Raw genomic sequence first — 5,498 nt, forward strand, 5'->3', positions numbered from 1 at the left:
ACCAATCCCTCGACGGCGAGGGGATTGGCAATCTGGCGTTCGACTTGTTTCATCCGCACCGTAACAATGGCTAGCTGGTTGCCCAGTGTTGTCATTGATGGTGTGAGACTCTCAAGCGCGAATAGAGCAATTAGTATCGGTTAGCTCCATGCGTTACCGCACTTCTACATCCGATCTATCAACGTCGTGGTCTCCGACGGCTCTATGAAATCTTATCTCGAGGGAGGCTTCCCGCTTAGATGCTTTCAGCGGTTATCCCGTCCATACATAGCTACCCAGCTGCGCTCCTGGCGGAACGACTGGTACACCAGAGGTATGTTCAACCCGGTCCTCTCGTACTAGGGTCAACTCCTCTCAAATTTCGACGCCCACGGCAGATAGGGACCAAACTGTCTCGCGACGTTCTGAACCCAGCTCACGTACCACTTTAATTGGCGAACAGCCAAACCCTTGGGACCTGCTCCAGCCCCAGGATGTGATGAGCCGACATCGAGGTGCCAAACAACCCCGTCGATATGAGCTCTTGGGGGTTATCAGCCTGTTATCCCCGGCGTACCTTTTATCCGTTGAGCGATGGCCCTTCCACGAGGGACCACCGGATCACTATGACCGACTTTCGTCTCTGCTCGACTTGTCAGTCTCGCAGTCAGGCGGGCTTATGCCATTGCACTCTAACAGACGGTTTCCGACCGTCCTGAGCCCACCATTGCGCGCCTCCGTTACTCTTTAGGAGGCGACCGCCCCAGTCAAACTACCCGCCACAGAGGGTCCCTGTTCCGGCTTACGGAACGAGGTTAGACATCAGAAACAAACAGGGTGGTATTTCACCTATGGCTCCACATCAGCTGGCGCCGATGCTTCAAAGCCTCCCACCTATGCTACACAGTTTCTTCCTAATGCCACTCTGAAGCTGCAGTAAAGGTGCACGGGGTCTTTCCGTCTAACCGCGGGTACTCCGCATCTTCACGGAGAATTCAATTTCGCTGAGCATGTCCTGGAGACAGTGGGGAAGTCGTTACGCCATTCGTGCAGGTCGGAACTTACCCGACAAGGAATTTCGCTACCTTAGGACCGTTATAGTTACGGCCGCCGTTTACCTGGGCTTCATTTCAGAGCTTGCACCCCTCCACTTAACCTTCAGGCACCGGGCAGGCGTCAGGCCCTATACGTCGTCTTGAAGCCGACTTAGCAGAGCCCTGTGTTTTTGCTAAACAGTCGCTACCCCCTGGCCTGTGCCCCCTCAAAGTGCTTGCGCATAGTGAGGGCCTCCTTCTTCCGAAGGTACGGAGGCAATTTGCCGAGTTCCTTCAGGACACTTCTCTCAAGCGCCTTGGTATACTCTACCTGACCACCTGTGTCGGTTTCGGGTACGGTCTATACGGTGGGGCTATTTCCTGGAACCATTTCGAAGCCATCCCAATCCGATAAGGGATGACAACACACATGATCCGTCACACACCACCAGGCCCACGAATATTAACGTGGTTCCCATCGACTACCCCCTTCGGGCTCGTCTTAGGGGCCGGCTCACCCTGCGCGGATTAGCCTTGCGCAGGAACCCTTGGTCTTTCGGCGAGAGGGCATCTCACCCTCTTTATCGCTACTCATGTCTGCATTCGCACTTCCGATACCTCCACGACCCATTACCAGATCGCTTCACAGGCTTACGGAACGCTCCGCTACCGCGTACCACATCAGTGGCACACCCTAAGCTTCGGCACGTATCTTGAGCCCCGTTACATCTTCGCCGCAGGACCTCTTGTTTAGACCAGTGAGCTGTTACGCTTTCTTTAAAGGATGGCTGCTTCTAAGCCAACCTCCTGGTTGTTTTGGAAGTCCCACATGCTTTCCCACTTAGATACGATTTGGGGGCCTTAGCTGTAGGTCAGGGCTGTTTCCCTTTTGACGACGGACCTTAGCACCCGCCGTCTGTCTCCCGCATATCACTCTTAGGTATTCGGAGTTTGGTTAGGTTTGGTAGATCTCGCGACCCCCTAGCCCATCCAGTGCTCTACCCCCTAAGGTGTTCGTGCGAGGCACTACCTCAATAGTTTTCGCGGAGAACCAGCTATTTCCCGGCTTGATTGGCCTTTCACCCCTAAACACAACTCATCCGGTAACTTTTCAACGTTAATCGGTTCGGACCTCCAGTGCATGTTACTGCACCTTCATCCTGGTCATGCCTAGATCGCCGGGTTTCGGGTCTAATACATCAAACTCTGGCGCCCTATTCAGACTCGCTTTCGCTGCGCCTACACCTATCGGCTTAAGCTTGCTTGATACATTAAGTCACAGACCCATTATGCAAGAGGTACGCTGTCAGGCCATAAAAGCCCTCCAACTGCTTGTAGGCAATCCGTTTCAGGTACTGTTTCACTCCCCTCATCGGGGTGCTTTTCACCTTTCCCTCACGGTACTAGTTCGCTATCGGTCACATACGAGTATTTAGGCTTGGAGGGTGGTCCCCCCATGTTCAGACAGAATTTCACGTGTTCCGCCCTACTCGAGTCCTGAATTCTCACTTTCGTATACGGGGCTGTCACCCGCTATGGCGTCACTTTCCAGAGACTTCTACTAGTTGAAATTCAGGCACTGGCCTGGTCCGCGTTCGCTCGCCACTACTAACGGAATCTCGGTTGATGTCTTTTCCTCCAGCTACTGAGATGTTTCAGTTCGCCGGGTTCGCTTCACGAAGCCTATGTATTCAGCTAAGTGATACCTAACCTAATTAACTCGACCTGTGCGTTACCGCGCAGGTAGAATTAATCGGGATAGGTGGGTTTCCCCATTCGGAAATCGTCGGGTCAAAGCTTGCTCACAGCTCACCGACGCTTATCGCAGCGTGCCACGTCCTTCATCGCCTGTATGTGCCAAGGCATCCACGAATTGCCCTTACCTCACGCTTGAGAGTCCACACCACCAACGACATCACTGGGTGCCTCCGAAGAGGTCACCAACTCGGCAGAGCAGTGCGCGTTAGCTTTTGTCAGGTGCGGATGATTATAATCTCAGCCAGATTATTAGTTATGATGATGTCGATATCTGGAGCCTCGAACCGCTCGTCCAGATCGCCTTGCACAGAAGTGCCCTGCGAACCGCCGAAGCAATCCTCGTCTCCAAAATCGAGCACCTCACGGCATCGATTTTAAAAAACCCATTCACAATGTCAAATACGGGTCGTCTCGACCCAATCACCGTGCTCTCGCACGGCGAACCGTTTCTCTTCATCTCTAGGTTGTGGCTGATGGTGCGTATCTCGCGAACTCGACCGTCGCACCCCGTACTCGATACGGGGCCTCGCCTTGTGGGCGCGCTTTGCGGCGCTGGCCGTTCTTGTCGTAGTGCGCGGCAGCTTTGCTGCCTCGTCTCTTCGACTGCGAAATGGTGGAGCCTATCGGGATCGAACCGATGACCTGATGCTTGCAAAGCAACCGCTCTCCCAGCTGAGCTAAGGCCCCAAACGCACTTGTGTGTGGTGGGCCTAGGTGGATTCGAACCACCGACCTCACCCTTATCAGGGGTGCGCTCTAACCAACTGAGCTACAGGCCCCACACCCGCTGCGCCCGTCAGACGCAGCAGAACTGCGCCTAATAGGGCCCCCATCAAAGTAGTACTTTGATGGGACCCAGGGGCGCGCTTCGCGCGCTGGCCGAGCTTGCCCACAGCCAAGACAACAGATGCTGTCTCGTCTTATGGACTAACCTAGTGATGAAGGGACATGAGGACGGCGGCTAATGTTCTTTGGAATGGAAGAAGCTCTTCCGACAGGGTGGCACCATAAGATGCGGGCCTGTCAGCGCTTTCTGCCGATATCCTTAGAAAGGAGGTGATCCAGCCGCAGGTTCCCCTACGGCTACCTTGTTACGACTTCACCCCAGTCGCTAAACCCACCGTGGTCGCCTGCCTCTCTTACGAGTTAGCGCAACGCCTTCGGGTGAATCCAACTCCCATGGTGTGACGGGCGGTGTGTACAAGGCCTGGGAACGTATTCACCGCGGCATGCTGATCCGCGATTACTAGCGATTCCGCCTTCATGCTCTCGAGTTGCAGAGAACAATCCGAACTGAGACGGCTTTTGGAGATTAGCTCACACTCGCGTGCTTGCTGCCCACTGTCACCGCCATTGTAGCACGTGTGTAGCCCAGCGCGTAAGGGCCATGAGGACTTGACGTCATCCCCACCTTCCTCCGGCTTATCACCGGCGGTTCCTTTAAAGTGCCCAACTAAATGATGGCAACTAAAGGCGAGGGTTGCGCTCGTTGCGGGACTTAACCCAACATCTCACGACACGAGCTGACGACAGCCATGCAGCACCTGTGTGCAGGTCCCCGAAGGGAAGAAATCCATCTCTGGAAGTCGTCCTGCCATGTCAAACGCTGGTAAGGTTCTGCGCGTTGCTTCGAATTAAACCACATGCTCCACCGCTTGTGCAGGCCCCCGTCAATTCATTTGAGTTTTAACCTTGCGGCCGTACTCCCCAGGCGGATAACTTAATGCGTTAGCTGCGCCACCCAAACACCAAGTGTCCGGACAGCTAGTTATCATCGTTTACGGCGTGGACTACCAGGGTATCTAATCCTGTTTGCTCCCCACGCTTTCGCACCTCAGCGTCAATACATGTCCAGTCAGCCGCCTTCGCCACTGGTGTTCTTCCGAATATCTACGAATTTCACCTCTACACTCGGAATTCCACTGACCTCTCCATGATTCAAGCGATGCAGTCTAAAAGGCAATTCCAGAGTTGAGCTCTGGGCTTTCACCTCTTACTTACAAAGCCGCCTACGTGCGCTTTACGCCCAGTAATTCCGAATAACGCTAGCTCCCTCCGTATTACCGCGGCTGCTGGCACGGAGTTAGCCGGAGCTTATTCTCCCGGTACTGTCATTATCATCCCGGGTAAAAGAGCTTTACAACCCTAAGGCCTTCATCACTCACGCGGCATTGCTGGATCAGGCTTTCGCCCATTGTCCAATATTCCCCACTGCTGCCTCCCGTAGGAGTCTGGGCCGTGTCTCAGTCCCAGTGTGGCTGATCATCCTCTCAGACCAGCTAAGGATCGTCGGCTTGGTGCGCCTTTACCACACCAACTACCTAATCCTACGCGGGCTCATCCCTCGGCGATAAATCTTTGGACTTACGTCGTCATCCGGTATTAGCAGTCGTTTCCAACTGTTATTCCGAACCAAGGGGCAGATTCCCACGCGTTACGCACCCGTGCGCCACTAACTACCCGAAGGTAATTCGTTCGACTTGCATGTGTTAGGCATGCCGCCAGCGTTCATTCTGAGCCATGATCAAACTCTCAAGTTTATGTCACCAGCCAATCGCAGTGGAATTCCACGATCAACCAGCTCATCTCAAGGAGCCGCTCTGCACAATATCATTCAGACACCCTACCCGACCAAAGCCAGACAGAGTGTCCATTACATATGGAATATGTGAAGGACATATGAGAACGACTTAGCTTTAAACGATACTCCGGAGCCTTGAGGACCCC

General features: G+C 54.0%; 2 tRNA genes and 2 rRNA genes. All 4 read right to left on the bottom strand.

The features are described from left to right. Nucleotides 1–110: 110 nt before the first annotated feature. Nucleotides 111–2,906, bottom strand: a 23S ribosomal RNA gene (locus U1763_RS21015). Between the two features lie 476 nt (nucleotides 2,907–3,382). Next, a tRNA-Ala gene (locus U1763_RS21020) sits at nucleotides 3,383–3,458 on the bottom strand. A gap of 15 nt (nucleotides 3,459–3,473) precedes the next feature. Further along, nucleotides 3,474–3,550 (bottom strand) — tRNA-Ile (locus U1763_RS21025). A gap of 270 nt (nucleotides 3,551–3,820) precedes the next feature. Beyond that, a 16S ribosomal RNA gene (locus tag U1763_RS21030) occupies nucleotides 3,821–5,311 on the bottom strand. The 16S and 23S rRNA genes sit together here with 2 tRNA genes alongside, the layout of an rRNA operon. Nucleotides 5,312–5,498 lie beyond the last annotated feature (187 nt).

Origin of the sequence: Sphingomonas sorbitolis (genome assembly GCF_036663875.1) — a bacterium.
In the GTDB taxonomy this organism is placed as follows: Bacteria; Pseudomonadota; Alphaproteobacteria; order Sphingomonadales; family Sphingomonadaceae; genus Sphingomonas.